This is a genomic window from Formosa haliotis, from assembly GCF_001685485.1.
Classification (GTDB): Bacteria; Bacteroidota; Bacteroidia; order Flavobacteriales; family Flavobacteriaceae; genus Formosa; species Formosa haliotis.
On the sequence record NZ_BDEL01000001.1, the window covers coordinates 619,299 to 634,033 of the forward strand.

General features: G+C 33.0%; 13 protein-coding genes. 7 read left to right on the forward strand and 6 right to left on the reverse strand.

Translation table 11 applies throughout. From position 1 onward, the window contains the following. Positions 1-12: 12 nt before the first annotated feature. The 6 genes from A9D35_RS02645 to A9D35_RS02670 all read right to left on the reverse strand — a co-directional run bounded on the left by A9D35_RS02645 (position 13) and on the right by A9D35_RS02670 (position 8,675). Positions 13-741, reverse strand: coding sequence for a metallophosphoesterase family protein (locus A9D35_RS02645; RefSeq protein ID WP_066218621.1), 729 nt, complete (start codon positions 739-741; stop codon positions 13-15). A gap of 86 nt (positions 742-827) precedes the next feature. Beyond that, positions 828-1,190 (reverse strand): methylglyoxal synthase, encoded by a 363-nt coding sequence (locus A9D35_RS02650; protein ID WP_066218624.1) that lies wholly within the window; start codon positions 1,188-1,190, stop codon positions 828-830. Continuing rightward, positions 1,190-2,053 (reverse strand): BadF/BadG/BcrA/BcrD ATPase family protein, encoded by an 864-nt coding sequence (locus A9D35_RS02655; protein WP_066218626.1) that lies wholly within the window; start codon positions 2,051-2,053, stop codon positions 1,190-1,192. Before A9D35_RS02655 ends, A9D35_RS02650 begins: the two co-directional genes overlap by 1 nt. Positions 2,054-2,135: 82 nt before the next feature. Continuing rightward, complete coding sequence (gene gap / locus A9D35_RS02660) at positions 2,136-3,137, reverse strand: type I glyceraldehyde-3-phosphate dehydrogenase (RefSeq protein WP_066218629.1); 1,002 nt, start codon at positions 3,135-3,137, stop codon at positions 2,136-2,138. A gap of 16 nt (positions 3,138-3,153) precedes the next feature. Then, on the reverse strand, positions 3,154-4,140 hold the full coding sequence (gene pfkA / locus A9D35_RS02665; RefSeq protein WP_066218632.1) for a 6-phosphofructokinase: 987 nt from the start codon (positions 4,138-4,140) through the stop codon (positions 3,154-3,156). A 152-nt stretch (positions 4,141-4,292) separates the two neighbouring features. After that, positions 4,293-8,675: a translocation/assembly module TamB domain-containing protein gene (locus A9D35_RS02670; RefSeq protein WP_235817835.1), complete on the reverse strand. Its 4,383-nt coding sequence runs from the start codon at positions 8,673-8,675 to the stop codon at positions 4,293-4,295. Positions 8,676-8,803: 128 nt separating this feature from the next. Here A9D35_RS02670 and tsaD point away from each other — a divergent pair, with 128 nt between their 5' ends. The 7 genes from tsaD (at position 8,804) to A9D35_RS02705 (ending at position 14,709) form a co-directional block, all read left to right on the forward strand. After that, positions 8,804-9,826, forward strand: a complete 1,023-nt coding sequence (gene tsaD / locus A9D35_RS02675) for a tRNA (adenosine(37)-N6)-threonylcarbamoyltransferase complex transferase subunit TsaD (protein ID WP_066218635.1) — start codon at positions 8,804-8,806, stop codon at positions 9,824-9,826. A gap of 82 nt (positions 9,827-9,908) precedes the next feature. Further along, on the forward strand, positions 9,909-10,550 hold the full coding sequence (locus A9D35_RS02680; protein WP_066218637.1) for a peptidylprolyl isomerase: 642 nt from the start codon (positions 9,909-9,911) through the stop codon (positions 10,548-10,550). 2 nt (positions 10,551-10,552) lie between these two features. Next, complete coding sequence (locus tag A9D35_RS02685) at positions 10,553-11,257, forward strand: 16S rRNA (uracil(1498)-N(3))-methyltransferase (RefSeq protein ID WP_066218640.1); 705 nt, start codon at positions 10,553-10,555, stop codon at positions 11,255-11,257. Between the two features lie 6 nt (positions 11,258-11,263). Further along, positions 11,264-11,905, forward strand: a complete 642-nt coding sequence (locus A9D35_RS02690; protein WP_066218643.1) for a DUF4159 domain-containing protein — start codon at positions 11,264-11,266, stop codon at positions 11,903-11,905. A 7-nt stretch (positions 11,906-11,912) separates the two neighbouring features. Next, positions 11,913-12,416, forward strand: a complete 504-nt coding sequence (locus tag A9D35_RS02695; protein ID WP_066218644.1) for a TrmH family RNA methyltransferase — start codon at positions 11,913-11,915, stop codon at positions 12,414-12,416. Positions 12,417-12,437: 21 nt separating this feature from the next. Then, positions 12,438-13,523, forward strand: coding sequence for an AI-2E family transporter (locus A9D35_RS02700; RefSeq protein WP_066218647.1), 1,086 nt, complete (start codon positions 12,438-12,440; stop codon positions 13,521-13,523). Between the two features lie 7 nt (positions 13,524-13,530). Then, on the forward strand, positions 13,531-14,709 hold the full coding sequence (locus A9D35_RS02705) for a THUMP-like domain-containing protein (RefSeq protein ID WP_066218650.1): 1,179 nt from the start codon (positions 13,531-13,533) through the stop codon (positions 14,707-14,709). The last annotated feature ends 26 nt before the right edge of the window (positions 14,710-14,735 follow it).

The window sequence follows — 14,735 nt, forward strand, 5'->3', positions numbered from 1 at the left end:
GTTAAATCAAACTTATTTTGCTTGGCGTAAAGCATCGGCAAAAACGGCATCGAAATTGCTATTCTCAATGGCTTTCGCAGCTTTTTCTACATCATAACGAACCCTTTTAAAAGTCACCAAAATGGCTTCAGGATTACTAGGATCAAAATTTTCTTGGTCCCATTCTAAAATAACATAACATAATCTTGGATCGCCATCTTTAGGCTTTCCTACCGAACCAATATTAATTACGTGATTTGCTACCCCTCTATTCATTATCGTTCTATGAAATGGTTTATGTGTATGCCCGCAAAGCATAATATGTGCATTTCTACCGGTAAGCATATCTAGAACTTCATTTTCCGGATAATCTTTAACCATATAATCGTTTATCGCTTTTACACTTCCATGCACTAATAAAACATTAAATGGACTCTCATTCATAACAAAAGACAAGTGCATTTCCCTTGGTAAATTTTTTAAAAACTGACTGTGATTGTCATCCAACATCCCTCGTGTTAAAGCTTTATTAGAATGCGGATTTTTATCTTCTGCTTTCAACAAAAATTCTTCATGATTACCCATTATAGTAGGAATTGCTCGTTTTCTAATTTCATGGGTCACTTCATTAGGCCAAACATTGTAACCCACCAAATCTCCTAAACAATATATAGCATCGGGAGCCTCCTGCTCTACGTCTTCAAAAAAAGCCTCTAATGCTGGCAAATTAGCATGTATATCGGAAAAAAAAACAAATTTCATAATTAAAAAAATATGGGATTAATAAGTAAACAATGATAGAAAATTAGTTTATAAACAAAAAAAATCTCGTTAAGAGATTTTTAGTTTTATAATGCTTTAATAAGTAATTCTGCCGTTGCTGGGTTTGTAGCTAATGGCACGTCGTGCACATCGCAAATTCGCATTAACATAAATATATCTGGTTCGTGCGGATGTTTTTCTAGAGGATCTCTAAAAAATAACACCATATGGCATAAACCTTCGGCTACACGTGCTGCTATTTGCGCATCGCCTCCTAAAGGGCCAGATAAATAAGGAACCACTTGAAAACCTGCTTTCTCAACTTTCTGCCCCGTGGTTCCGGTAGAAATTAATGAAATTTTCTTTTGGTCTAAAATGTCTCGATGTTCGTTAAGAAACTGAACCATTTCAGCTTTCTTACCATCGTGAGCAATAATTGCGATCTCCATTAGTCTAAATCATTAGTGTGAAATTTCGCTAAACCTTCTATAGGACGTCTTGTAAAATTACCTACGGTAAAATTCATTTCTTTTGCCACGGCTAAAATCTCGTCTTTAGCAAAAAATGCAATCGATCCGGCAAAATGAACAGGAACAGTTTTCAATTCCTCTTTATATTGCATAATCATATTGTTAGCAAACAATCTTATCCCGTTTTTAATAAGATTCTGAATATACTCAGAGTCTTTATTTAAAAACATAAATTCGGCGAAAGAAGCCAAAAATGCATTTGGGTTTGGTTGCTTATAAATATTGTATTTAATATAATCGGCTTCTAAATTATATTTATCGGCCATCGCTACGCGGATAGCTTCGGGCATTTTATTAAAGTAATAATCGCGAATTAATTGCTTTCCGTAGTAATTACCACTAGCATCGTCCATTAAACTCCATCCTAAAGATTTTACGCGTTGGTGTAAATTAGTACCATCGAAATAACTACAGTTAGACCCTGTACCTAGAATACAAACTACTGCAGCTTCTGTAGGTGTATTAATTGTAGAATACACGGCAGCCATAGTATCTTCGTCTACTGTTATTTCAGCATTTACGAAGAAATCTTCTAAAATCCCTTTTAATAATTGTTTAGGTTTTTCTGTTCCACAACCTGCACCATAAAAGAAAACATGAGATACGTCCTTTTTGTGTTCACTTAAGGCTTCACTCTTTTTTAAAATTTTTCTTAATTTTTTTTCAGAAAGAATTGCGGGATTAATACCGCTTGTTCTGATTTTTTCGAGAAGTTGTTTCCCATTTTTATCTACAGCAATCCAATCTGATTTTGTAGAACCACTATCAACTATTAAAATCATATTATATTAAATAAAAAAAATCCGTAATTCTATACCTCTATGGTAATAGAAGATATAAAATTACGGAAATTATAAGTGAAAATTATAGATTGTGAACTTTTTCAGCTAAATCGATTAATTTATTTGAATATCCAAATTCGTTATCGTACCAAGATACAACTTTGAAGAATTTAGAGTTTAATTCGATTGCTGCTTCAGCATCAAAGATACTAGTACGAGCATCACTTACGAAATCTTGAGATACTACTAACTCATCTGTGTAACCTAAAACACCTTTCATAGCACCTTCTGAAGCCGCTTTAAATGCTGCTTTAATTTCTTCTAATGATGTATCTTTTTTAGTTTTTACAGTTAAGTCTACTACAGAAACATCTGCAGTTGGTACTCTAAATGCCATACCTGTAAGTTTTCCATTTAATTCTGGAATTACTTTACCTACAGCTTTAGCAGCTCCTGTTGAAGCAGGAATAATATTTAATAATGCACTTCTACCACCTCTCCAGTCTTTACGAGAAGGACCATCTACAGTTAATTGAGTCGCTGTAGTAGCGTGAACTGTTGTCATTAAAGCTTCTTCAATACCAAAGTTATCATTTAATACTTTAGCTACAGGAGCTAAACAGTTTGTAGTACAAGATGCGTTAGATACGATAGTATCTGTAGCTTTAATTTTTTCGCAGTTTACTCCCATAACAAACATTGGAGCATCTGCACTTGGCGCAGAAATTACAACTTTCTTTGCACCTGCTTGAATATGATAATCTGCTTTTTCTAGAGTTGTAAAGATACCTGTACATTCTGCAACGATATCTACACCAGCTTCATCCCACTTTAATTGTGTTGGGTCTTTTTCTGCTGTAATTCTTACGTGTTTACCGTTAACAACTAAATGTCCATCTTTTACTTCGATTGTACCGTCAAATTTACCATGTACAGAATCGTACTCTAATAAATAAGCTAAATGGTTTACATCTAACAAATCGTTAATTGCTACTACTTCTACATCTGGTCTGTTTAATGTAGCTCTAAAAGCGATTCTACCAATTCTACCAAATCCGTTAATTCCTAATTTTAATGTTGACATATTCTTAATTTAATGTTTAAGTGCTCATGATATCTGACACACGTAATAATTCTAAGTTAATTTTTGACTGACCTTTTATAGCTTGATCTAAAGGGGTTAATGCCATAACATCGTTAAGCAAACCGACCATGAAATTGGATTTTCCTTCTAACAAACTTTCTACTGCTTTTACTCCCATACGACTTGCCAAAACACGGTCGAAGCACGATGGTGAACCTCCACGTTGCATATGGCCTAAAACAGATACACGTACTTCATATTCCGACATATGTTCATCAACATAGTCCTTTAATTCAAATACGTTTTTTCCAATTTTATCACCTTCGGCAACGACTACTATACTCGATGATTTACCAGAGGCTTTACTTCTGCGTAAAGATTCTAATAATCTATCTAATCCTAAATCTTCTTCTGGTATCAATACCTCTTCGGCACCAGCACCTACTCCAACGTTTAAAGCGATATGCCCTACATCGCGCCCCATAACTTCTATAAAGAATAAACGGTCGTGAGAACTGGCTGTATCTCTAATCTTATCGATAACATCTACAACAGTATTTAAAGCTGTATCGTACCCTAAAGTATGGGTTGTTCCATAAATATCATTATCTATGGTTCCGGGAATTCCCATTACAGGAATGTCAAATTCTGAACTAAAAACCATGGCTCCAGTAAAACTACCATCACCACCAATAACCACTAAAGCATCTACTTCGGCCTTTTTAAGTTGGTCATAGGCTTTTTGTCGGCCTTCCTTGGTCATAAAATCTTTAGACCGCGCTGTTTTTAAAATCGTACCACCTTTATTAATAATACCTTTCACACTTCGTGCATCCATTGGAATAAAATCGCCACGAATCATCCCTTGATAACCGTGAACAATTCCTACACATTCTATATGATGAAAGGCACATGTTCTAACTACCGCACGAATTCCTGCATTCATTCCAGGAGCATCTCCTCCAGAGGTTAAAACACCAATTTTTTTAATGGTTTTTGACATGTTATATTGATTTGCTAGCTAAATTACTAAAGTTAATCAACATAAAAAACCGCTTTTAAGACTTTTTAACAATGGGTCTTAAACTATAACGTTTGAATACAGAAAAAAGTTAAAAACTTATTTTATTATTAATAAAATGGGAGATTTTACGGTTAATTTTCTTCTGAATCTTCGGATTTTAAAATAATGAATTCCGGAATCGCATTGTCATCTTTTGGAAGCTCGACAGGAACTTCGTTTTGGGTAGCACTTTCTATCTCCACCTTTTTTTCTCCTACAAAGATTTTTCGAATTAATTCTCTAAAAGTATCAAAGTCTACATTATATGAAATTCCGACACCTTGAGTATACCCTATTTCTTCTCCAAAATCGCGAATACTATTTTCTCGATTAAATACACTTGCTGTTAAAGTACCTTCCTCGTTCAATAAGAAATCAATTTCTATATCTCCTGCAATAACGGTTTGGCTCACCCCTCCTACCGGTACATCAACATTTCCATTAATCATCACCCGATCGCTAATTTTTGTTTGTAGCGTTACTCCAAATCGATCATCGGTTTGGTAATCGGGGTTATTTTCACCCAGTTCATAATTTAAACCAATATTCAATTTATTGTCTCCACTAGAAAACAACCCGTTTACAATTCCATTTAATCGTTCTGTTAAGGTACCGTAAGGATTAATACCCGATAAACCACTAGAAAACGATCCGGTAGTAAGAAGATATAGTGCTTGGTTATCGCGATCTTCCTTAGACTCTAATCTATAAGTAAGCTCGGACTTTACAGTGGAATTCACGTTTGGAAATTCAAAACCAAAATTAACTTCTGGCTTTTCTAACTGATTAGTTAACTCGATCTCTACATTTACAGGAATACTCTTATTAATAGGATTATCTAATAAAGGTGACGGATTAGCTTGTGTTTTATATATGGCTTTAATATCTATTCGGGCGCCTAACGGATTCCCATCCCACGCTAAAGTTCCCCCTGGCTGTACTATAAATTCCTTTTGAATTAAACCACCGTACATAAAATTATAAACTCCTTGAAACACCGAAAAATCGCCATAAATATTAAATTTCCCGTTGGTATTAATTTCAATTAGCAAACCGCCAATACCACGTCCCTTAATGGTGCTTCCAGAATCACGGTCCATTACAATTTCAATCTCGGCATTATTATTTACCTCCAAATCGAAATCTAATTCTAGTCCTTTTATATCTTTAATTAAAAGTTCTTTACCTGCAAGTTTAGCTTTCTTCTCTTCCGGACTTAAAAAATGAATAAAAGTATTGTCTCCAAAAGATTCTGAATCGCTCATAGGAATTTTAAACACGGTTCCTTCCATGGTTTCTCCTACAACCGAAATTACAAGTTCGTCTGTAGGACCATTAATTGTAGCGTTTCCTGCAATATAACCTTGACCATAATATAAGGCATCTTCAGAGTCGTCGGTATTTAAAACAAGTAGACGATCGGTTTTTATGTCGATACCCAATTCCCAATCGGTAAAATTTTGGTGTTTTATAAAACCTCCTAAAACTCCTTCTGTTTTAAACACGTTATCGGTGATTTGTATATCATCAAAAATAAACTCTTGGTTTTTTAAAACCACACGAGAATCATCTGCAAAATCATAATTGGTATTTAATACAGGCACTAACAAACCAGCTTCTCGTAAATTGAGTGCTCCTTCTAAAGCAGGCTTCTTTAAATCGCCTATTAATTTTACATTTCCAGACACAAAGCCGCGAATATCGCTAATAACATCTTTCCCTAAGGGACTAAAAGGTTTTAGATCGAAATCGTTAAACCTTAAATCGACATCGATGTGCGATTCGTTATTTAAAGCATCTATATACCCAATGGCTACAAAAGATCTATCTTCATCGTTCTTAATTTTAGCATCGACAAAATAGCGGGTTAAATTTTCGTTACCGGTAATATTACCACTAAAAGAACCTAATCTAAAACCATTCACTTCTAGGAAATCTATAGACACATCGGAACTTGGTAAATAATGCCCGTTTTGCTGAAACACATGAAGTTTTCCATTTAATATTCCGCCCAATTCTAAACTGTCGAATTGCGGTGTAACTTTTGCTAAATCTACTTTATCGAAAGTAAGTTCTAAATCTTTTTCTACAGAATCTTGTAAAAATCCTGATAATGAGATTTCTTCATCATCTAGCGACATTACCAGCTTTTCTATATTAAACTGTTTTAAATCGTGACTAAATTCTATCTTATTTAAAGTATCTCGATCCTGATTAATAAACCAAGTGCTATTTTTAAAAGTAACATCAGATTTTTTAAACCCGACTACAGAATTATTCACTTCATTTAAAGTGTGGTAAATATTTAAATTATAAACATCGTCATTTCGTTTACCACCCTGAAATTCGGTATGCATAATAAGGGTGTCATTAATCGTTTTATTTACCAGACTAAACCTAGAGATATCGTAAAATTTAGTATTTAAACTATCTATTTCTATGTAGGTATTAAAAATCGGATTTTTATTATCTACGTTTATAACAATGTCACTGGCAAAATAATCGTACAATTTAATTTCTGGCGACCTAAAAATGATGTTTACTTTTTCATCTTCGCTCTGCACATGTCCTTTTACAAATGTATTTGTACCCAAAGTAATGTTAGGATAAAATACTTCTACAATTTTATTATAAATCTTAAAATTGAAATCTAAATATTCGCTTGGTTCTATTTCTTTAGGCTCAAATTTGCTATAAATACTACCCAATGCATTTTTAAACAATACGCCAATATTTTTAAATTTAAAAATACCACTCATTTCACCTTCTATTATGTCTGGCGAGTTTACCAATACGTGACGAATAGAATCTTCAAAAACAGATGTTATGGTAAAATCGTCAAAAATATAGTTGTCGTGTTCATTTAAATAATTGGCATTAGAAATTGAAATAACACCTTCAATATCGTTTACAGATGTTCCCTCTGCTTTTATATCGACCAAACCTTTAAACATAGAAAGGCTATCATTTCTCACAAAATTTAATATTCTTAAATTGGCATATTTTACATCGGCAACAAAATCTACTTTATTAATTTGCTGTGAAAAATCGGCTAAGCCATCAAAATTTAGTTTAAAATTAGGATCATCGCTTACCAATTTCCCGTTATAAACGCTATTTCTAAAGTTTCCTAAAACGGTTAAATTCTTATAGGAGTAATTATTAAAGTCCATATAAAACACTTCACCGTTTACTTTAGTGTCTACATTTTCTGTGGTAAATCCGCTCCCATCAACTTCTAAATCTAATGAAGTTAAATGAAATTTCGGATCGTTTAAATAAGCCCCTAAATCGAAATCTGTAACTGCGATATTCCCTCTATACGCTGCTTTATCGATATGATCGATATCGGTTAAAATTAAATCAGATTTTATTAAACCTAAAGAGGTATTAATATTTAAGTTGGCATTAATTTTTGTGGATGTTATTTCTGAAGTTCCTGTAATATTAAAGTTTCCAAACCTATCGAAATTCGAAGGTATACTTTGCCCTAACACATTAGGCAGTAAAGCGATTAAATCTTTGTAGGTTGAAGATAAACGCGCGTAATTACCTTTCATATAAAAGGTATGGTCTTCTTTTGTAAATAGGTTTTTAAAGTTGAGATCTCCAATAATCCTAGAATTACGATTGGTTTTTAAGTTTAAATTATTAAGATTTAAATCGTTTAAAGTTCCCGTTAAATTAACCGAAAAATTAGCACGCTGATTAACTCCAAATTCATTATAAAAATAATTCAGATCAGAGAACGCTAAATCAGCATTATCTATATTGGCAATTACTTGTACTTTATCTGTAAAAACTGCTAAATCTTCCCGATTAAACTCGAACCTAATATCCCCTTCTAATTCAGAGTCTTTTGTTTTTAAACTTAAATCGGCAAGGTTAATATCACTTAATGTATAGGAAAAATTCGTTGTTAAATTTTCTACAACTAGTCCGCGACTATCCACAAATTTAAGCGTATTAATACGTGTAGAAACATCTGGTCCATTAATTAAAAAATTAGATGCATTAATTTCTACATCGTTAAAAACTAAAACTTCGGGAGTTTCTAAATTTTCGTTTGTAAATGTAAATTTTCCTTTATAAATATTTAAATCGCTAGAAGCCAATAAAAATTTACTTGGTGAATCGTCGTCACTATCAAAACGAGAAACAAAAACGTCTAAATTCGTGTGTTCTTCACCCTTATATGTTTTTATATTGAATTTTAAATCGCTTAAATCGATTTCAGAAAAATTTAATTTCCCGCGATACAGATTCCTGAAATTTACAATATGAGTTTCTAATAATTTCGCGCTAATTAAGGTGTCTTGTTTATAATCGGAAATAAGAATTCGTTTCACCTGAACATCTCCATTAAAATGAAGTCCAACTGCACCAATATGGATTTGCGTATGGTAAGATTCGTTTAGTTTTGAAGTGGCATATTTTCCTAATCGCGTTTGCACACCCGGAATTGACAAAATCAAAACCAAGATTATAAAGAGCAGCAAAATTATCGCTGCTAATTTAGATAGTATTTTTAAAAATTTTTTGATACGTTTTAAAGTTATAACTTTGAGCCAAAAATAACAATAATTGTGTCTAATATATTCTAATGCAATCAGAAAATATCTACATTCTAGGAATTGAGTCTTCTTGCGACGACACCGCTGCTGCTGTAATACACAACGGCAAAATATTAAGTAATGTTGTAGCCAACCAAAGTATTCACGAACAATATGGTGGTGTGGTACCCGAATTGGCTTCTAGAGCACACCAACAAAACATTGTTCCGGTTGTGCACCAAGCTTTAACAAAAGCTAATATTACTAAAGACCAATTGCATGCTATTGCCTTTACGCGTGGCCCAGGATTAATGGGTTCGCTTTTAGTGGGAACCTCTTTTGCAAAATCGTTGGCTTACGGATTAGATATTCCGCTTATAGATGTTAACCACATGCAAGGCCATATTTTAGCACATTTTATTGATGAAGAAGGCTTTAGCAAACCACCGTTTCCGTTTTTAGCGATGACCATTTCTGGCGGTCATACTCAAATTGTAAAAGTAAATGGGTATTTTGATATGGAAGTTATTGGTGAAACCATAGATGACGCCGTGGGTGAAGCTTACGATAAAAGTGGAAAAGTTTTAGGTTTAGGCTACCCTGCCGGCCCCGAAATGGATAAACGCGCTCAATTAGGAAATCCGAAAGCCTTTAAATTTACAAAACCAAAAGTAGAAGGCTTAAATTTTAGTTTCTCTGGCTTAAAAACAGCTATTTTATATTTTATTCAGAAGGAAACAAAAGCTAATCCAAACTTCATTGCAGAGCATTTAAACGATATCTGTGCCTCTATTCAATATACAATTATTGGCATTTTAATAGACAAGTTAAAATTAGCTAGCAAGCAAACCGGAATTAAACATATTGCTATTGGCGGTGGTGTTTCTGCAAACTCCGGAATTAGAAAAGCACTTAAAGATGGTGAACAAAAATTTGGTTGGACCACCTATATCCCTAAATTTGAATTTACTACAGACAATGCGGCTATGATTGCCATTGTAGGCTATTTAAAGTATTTAGAAAACGACTTTTCGGACTCGGATATTACAGCTTCTGCACGTTTAAAATTCTAATAAATCATTCTTGTTTTAACTAAAATGTATTATAATTGTAAACCCAAATTATAATACTAAATAACCCCATTAAACCAACCTCATGTTAAAAAACCTACTTTTAACGGGAGCTATAATTAGCTCTACCTTATGTTATGCTCAAAAATCAACTAAAGCCAATTTAGATTTAATTACAACCCCAGAAGAAGCTCAAATTTTCATTAAAGAAAATAAAAGTCTGAAAGGAAAATTTGTTGTTTTTAACAAAGAAAAACACAATACACCTTTAACCACAGCGCTTTTTGATTTACCTAAGGGTGGTTCTAAAATTTACGAAAATGAATTTAACAAAACGACCTATAAGATTATAGATAAAGATGAAGTTACTTATTATCGTGCTAGCTATATTTTTATAAATAGTGAGCAGTACAACGAAACCGATTTAAAACGATTAAAACAAACCATTTACTCTAAATTTAATCAAGGGTATCGTTTTAAAGATTTGGTAAATCAATATTCTATGGATAAAAATGCCTCTCGAGGTGGAGATACCGGATGGATTATAGAAGGCACTATGCCTACAGAAGTTGAAGATGAATTGATTAAAAACAATAAAAATCATTATTTAAACAAACTTTTTACCGTAGATATAGCTGATAAAAATTGGCATTACGTAATTTTAAAGACTGAAGAACCTAAACCGATTGAAGAAATTAAGGTTTTAAAAATAACCGAAGCGCTTTAACTATGCAATTATTTTACAACCCCGACATTACCGAAAACACTTTACAACTTGCTTTTTCTAAAGAAGAAAGCAGACATATTGTAAAAGTATTACGAAAACATACTGGCGATATGTTATATGTTACCAACGGTAAAGGCTGGTTGTTTACGGCGCAATTAAATTTGGCCGATATAAAGAATTGCTTAGCAACCATTACAGAAAAAACCTTTCAAAATCCAAAAGATTATACCTTACATTTGGCGGTTGCACCAACCAAGATGAACGATAGGTACGAATGGTTTTTAGAAAAGGCAACAGAAATAGGTATCGATAGCATCACGCCTATTATTTGCGATCACAGCGAACGAAAAGTTGTAAAAACAGAACGTTTCGAAAAAATATTGCAAGCGGCTATGAAACAATCTTTACATTATTATTTACCTGTTTTACACGATCCTATTCCTTTTAAAACTTTTATAAATCAGCAACATGCCGGAGATTGTTTTATAGCGCATTGCGAAGAAACCGACAAAAAATCTTTAAAACAACTCTTAAAACCCAAAACCGAAGTCACCATTTTAATTGGCCCTGAAGGCGATTTTAGCACAAAAGAAATAGAATTAGCACTTAAAAACAATTTCATTCCCGTAACTTTGGGTAACACAAGATTGCGAACAGAAACAGCCGCTATTGTAGCCTGCCATACCGCAGCTTTATTAAACGAATAACGGAGTATGAAATTATTTTGGGCACTTACCTATTTTTTAATTACAGCTAGTCTTTCAGCTCAAGATGTTGCTGTTTTGCACTATAAAGGCGGTGGAGATTGGTATAGCAACCCTACTTCGCTACCTAATTTGGTAAAATATTGTAATGCACATATTAACACAAGAATTAACCCTAAAGTTGAAAGTGTAGAAACCGCTAGCCCAGATTTATTTCAATACCCTTTTGTGCATATGACGGGGCATGGAAATGTCTATTTTGACGAACGTGATAAAACCAATTTAAAAAACTATTTAATTTCGGGTGGTTTTTTGCATATCGATGATAACTACGGATTAAAGCCTTATATTACCAAAGCTTTAAAAGAAGTGTTCCCAGAACAAGATCTTGTAGAGGTTCCAGCTTCTCATGAGATTTTTCAAACTCCAAATCGTTTTCCAGAAGGCTTACCAAAAATTCACGAACACGATGGTAACCGTCCGCAAGCTTTTGCTTTGTTTTATGAAGAACGCATGGTATTACTTTTCACTTACGAAAGTGATTTAGGTGATGGTTGGGAAGACCCAGAAGTCCATAACGACCCCGAAACAGTAAGAGAAAAAGCTCTAAAAATGGGAGCTAATATAATTTATTATGTTTTTAATCATTAAGATTTAAATGGCTCAACTTAACCACTACAATACTTCGTTTAGTAAAAAAACGTTTCCTATAACATTGGTTTGCGATAATGTATCGAACGCTCCAAATATTGGTAGTTTATTTAGAACGGCAGATGCGTTCGGGGTAGAAAAACTAATTCTTTGTGGTCCTTATATTCCTTTAGGTCGAAAAATGACAAAAACTTCTCGTGCTACAGAAAAAGTAGTGCCTTTTGAAATTAAGGAAGATGTTACCTCGGTTATCACCCAATTAAAATCAGAAGGTTACAACATTATAGCTTTAGAGATTACAGATAATAGCACCGCCTTAAGACATGCCGATTTTTCTGAATCTGGCCCGATAGCTTTGCTCATTGGAGACGAGAATTTTGGAATCTCAGAAACTCTATTACAACTCGCAGATCTGGTGATTCATATCGATATGTTTGGGCAAAACAGCAGTATGAATGTAGTGCAAGCAACCAATATTATTTTATACGAAATAACAAAACAAACTCTTTAAAGGTTTATTTATATTTGTCTCATGGAATCTAAAACTATAGCAAATGGTATTTTAAGAGCAATCTTTACTTTAGTTGCAATTGCTATCCTTATATACTTTTTATATCAAATTCAATCGGTGATTGTTTATTTGATTATCTCGGCAGTCATTTCATTAACGGGTTCACCTTTAGTTCGTTTTTTTAGGCATCGTTTTAAATTAAACGATACGCTTTCTGTTGTCCTCACCATGTTAATTATTGTAGGCTCTTTAATAGGATTAATTTTATTATTTATTCCGCTTGTAATAGAACAAGGACATAATTTATCTTTATTAAATATGGATAAGCTTCAAGGGAATTTAAATACGGTGTATTTACAAGTTTCTGAGTATTTAGCTGGTAAACATATCTATTTAGAAAAATCTTTAGAAGACTATAATTTATTGTCGAAATTCAATTACTCTGCTATTCCAGACTTTTTAAATTCTCTATTAAGCGGATTTGGAACTGTAGGCGTCGGGTTGTTTTCTATACTTTTTATTTCCTTTTTTCTGTTAAAAGACAGACGGTTATTAGAAGATAGTTTTATGTTGGCCATACCAGAAAACAAGAAACTACGTGTTAGAAAATCGCTTTACAAAATTAAAGGCTTATTATCGCGCTATTTTCTTGGTTTGCTTATTCAAATCTTAATTCTGTTTGTGATCTATTCTATAGTTCTATTAATTTTCGGAATTAAAAATGGAATTGTTATCGCATTCCTTTGTGCGCTCTTAAACTTAATCCCATATATAGGCCCGCTTATTAGTGCCATATTAATGGCTATTCTATCTTTATCAAGCAACCTACAAGATGATTTTAGTGTAATTTTACCAACTACAATTTATGTCTTAATCGGATTTTGTATTGCACAATTAATAGACAACTTTTTTAGTCAGCCTATAATTTTTTCAAGAAGTGTAAAATCGCATCCTTTAGAGATTTTTCTAGTTATTATAATTTCAGGAATACTGTTTGGTATCGTTGGTATGGTGTTAGCTATTCCGGCTTACACCTCTTTAAAAGTTATTCTTAAAGAATTTTTATCGGAAAATAAACTCGTAAAATATCTTACAAAAGATTTATAATTTTTCATTGAACAAACGCCTTTTACATACCGATATTCAAGATTTTATAACCCAAAATTTAAAATCAGAAATCGCATCAATCCTTTTAAAAGGCACCTCTTTTAATGGTGTAGAAACGCGTGAACTGGTAGAACAAATAGAAGCTAAAAACAAATGCTTAAGCAAACTACCAAGCTGGTTTAATACCGAAAATATTTATTATCCAAATAAGTTAAATATAGAGCAAACATCTTCTGAACGTACAGCAAATTATAAAGCATCATTAATTACAGGCGATTCCATTTTAGATATTACGGGCGGATTTGGTGTAGACTGTTTTGCATATTCTAAATCGTTTAAAGAGGTTACACATTGCGAGATTAACACCGATTTAAGTGCTAAGGTTGCTCATAATTTTAAACAATTACAAGTCGACAATATTAAAACAGTTGCCCAAGACGGACTTTCGTATTTAAAGGAATCTGAAACTGTTTACGATTGGATTTATATCGATCCTTCTCGGCGTCACGACAGCAAAGGGAAAGTCTTTTTTTTAAAAGATTGTTTACCAAATGTCCCCGAACATTTTGATCTACTCTTTAAACATACACAACAAATTTTAGTAAAAACCGCACCTTTACTAGATATTTCTATAGGAAGTCAAGAACTTAAGCAGGTTAAAGCTTTACATATTATCGCTGTTAATAACGAAGTAAAAGAGTTATTATGGGTGTTAGAAAAAGGTGCTTCAACAAATTTTCCCATTTATACAGTCAATTTAACTAAAACGGGAATAGAAACCTTTAATTTCGATTTAAATTCTGAAGCCTTAAGTCAACCAGATTACTGCCAACCCTTACACTATATTTACGAGCCAAATTCAGCCATTTTAAAAGCTGGAGCGTTTAATTCAGTCGCAGAACAACTTGGTGTTTGTAAATTACATAAACATTCTCATTTATACACTTCTGAAGCCCTGATTGAATTTCCGGGAAGAACTTTTAAAGTTATAAATACCCTAACTTTTAACAAAAAAACTATCCAAAAGACGGGAATAAAAAAGGCGAATATTACAACCCGAAACTTTCCTGAATCTGTTTCAGATTTAAGAAAAAAATTAAAAATTACAGATGGCGGTCACCACTATTTATTTTTCACAACCGATATGAACGACAATAAAATTGTTATAATTTGTGAAAAAATTTAAAAGTATTTTTAATGCTAATGTAATTG